Origin of the sequence: Actinoplanes sp. NPDC051633, assembly GCF_040681735.1 — a bacterium.
Classification (GTDB): Bacteria; Actinomycetota; Actinomycetes; order Mycobacteriales; family Micromonosporaceae; genus Actinoplanes.
In genome coordinates this window covers 1-1,897 of record NZ_JBFAZH010001358.1, presented here as the reverse complement: position 1 = coordinate 1,897, position 1,897 = coordinate 1, and the positions used below count along the sequence as shown (strand labels likewise).

Annotated in this window: 2 protein-coding genes; both read left to right on the top strand. The window is 70.7% G+C overall.

The genetic code is table 11. The features are described from left to right. Window positions 1-194 precede the first annotated feature (194 nt). Window positions 195-938, top strand: coding sequence for a 3-hydroxybutyrate dehydrogenase (locus tag AB0M20_RS40955; protein WP_364306647.1), 744 nt, complete (start codon window positions 195-197; stop codon window positions 936-938). Then, on the top strand, window positions 935-1,774 hold the full coding sequence (locus AB0M20_RS40950; protein WP_364306645.1) for an alpha/beta hydrolase: 840 nt from the start codon (window positions 935-937) through the stop codon (window positions 1,772-1,774). The genes AB0M20_RS40955 and AB0M20_RS40950 overlap by 4 nt, the downstream gene beginning before the upstream one ends. The last annotated feature ends 123 nt before the right edge of the window (window positions 1,775-1,897 follow it).

Sequence of the window (1,897 nt, the reverse complement as noted above, 5' to 3'; positions counted from 1 at the left end):
TATTATCCTTTATTATGCATATATTACTCAACCAAATACTAGGTGATAAATCTTTAGCATAAAAAACAAAAATATCAATTTTCAAAAGGTTTTTTCCGCCGCTGACCGGGCCATCTCCCGGGTTTCTCCCGGGTAAGGTCGGCGGGGATCCAGCGGCCGGAGGGCCCGCTCGCCGTGCATGCGAGGAGGTTGCCATGACCTTGGACGGGCGCACCGCGGTCGTGACCGGCGGGGCCGGCGGGATCGGACGGGCCTGCGCGGAGCGGCTCGCCGCGGAGGGTGCCGCGGTCGTGGTGATCGACCGTGACGCCGGGGCCGCGGCCGAGGTGGCCGAGCGGGTGGGCGGCCGCGCGATCGGCCTGGACCTCACCGACCTGGCGGCGGTCGACGCCCTGGACGTGGCGGCCGACATCCTGGTCAACAACGCCGGCATGCAGCACGTCGCGCCGATCGACGAGTTCCCGCCCGAGGTGTTCTCGACGATGATGCGGCTGATGGTCGAGTCGCCGTTCCGGCTGGTGCGGCGCTTCCTGCCCGGCATGAAGGCGCGCGGCTGGGGACGGGTGGTCAACATCTCGTCGGTGCACGGGGTGCGCGCGTCGGAGTTCAAGGTCGCCTACGTCACCGCCAAACACGCCCTGGAGGGCATGTCGAAGGTGATCGCCCTGGAAGGTGCCGCGCACGGCGTCACTTCCAACTGCGTCAACCCGGCGTACGTGCGCACACCGCTGGTCGACAAGCAGATCGCCGCGCAGGCCGAGCGCCACGGCATCGCCCCCGAGGAGGTGGTGGAGCGGATCATGCTCGCCCCGGCGGCCCTCAAGCGGCTGCTCGAGCCCGAAGAGGTCGCCGACGCCGTCGCGTACCTCTGCTCCCCCGCGGCCTCCTTCATGACCGGATCGTCCCTGATGATCGACGGCGGCTGGAGCATTCATTGAGCCTGGAAGTACATGAGTGGCCGGCCACCGCACCGAGCTCGCCGGCCGCACCCGTGGTGGCCGTGCACGGCATCACCGCGAACGGCCTCTCCTGGGGGCCGGTCGCCGAGCGGCTGGCCGGCCGGGTGACGCTGCTGGCGCCGGACCTGCGCGGGCGGGCCGGCAGCCGGGCCGAGCCGGGCCCGTACGGTCTGGGCCGGCACGCCGACGATCTGATCGCACTGCTCGACGAGCGCGGCGTGGACCGGGCCGTGTTCGCGGGGCACTCCATGGGCGCGTACGTGGCGGCGATCGCCGCGAGCCGCCATCCGTCCCGGGTGACCGCGGTGGTCATGGTCGACGGCGGGCTCGCCTTCCCGCTGCCGGCGGGCACCGACGTCGACGCGTTGCTGACCACCGTGCTCGGGCCGGCGATCGCGCGGCTGGACGCCACGTTCGCCACCCGGGACGACTATCGGGAGTTCTGGCGGCGGCACCCGGCCTTCGGCTTCCCGTGGACGCCGGCCCTGGAGGCGTACCTCATGCACGATCTGGTCGGGGACGGGCCGTACCGGTCGTCGTGCGTCGCCGAGGCGATCCGGGTGGACGGCGCGGACATGTTCGCCGGCCCCGAGGCGACCAGCGCCTTTCACCGGCTGCGGGTGCCCGCGGTGCTGCTCCGGGCCGACCGGGGGCTGCTCGACCAGAGCCCGGGGGCGTACACCGCCGGCAACACCGCCGGGCTCCCGGTGCCGGCCGTTCGCGTACCCGGCACCAATCACTATTCGATCCTCGCCTCGGACGAGGGGGCGGCCGTCGTCGCGGACCACATCCTTCGCTTCGCCGACACCTCGTAGACATTCATCGGCATCGCTGATTTCTGAGATGCTGTCGGCATGACCGCATCTCCGCTGAGCCGGCGCTCCCTGCTGGCCGGGTCCGCCGGCGGGCTGCTGCTGGCCACCGCCGCGCCGGGCAGC

Bases quoted from the DNA above. Each gene is read 5' to 3' on its own strand.
- AB0M20_RS40955 (WP_364306647.1), top strand. From the start codon at position 195: ATGACCTTGGACGGGCGCACCGCGGTCGTGACCGGCGGGGCCGGCGGG.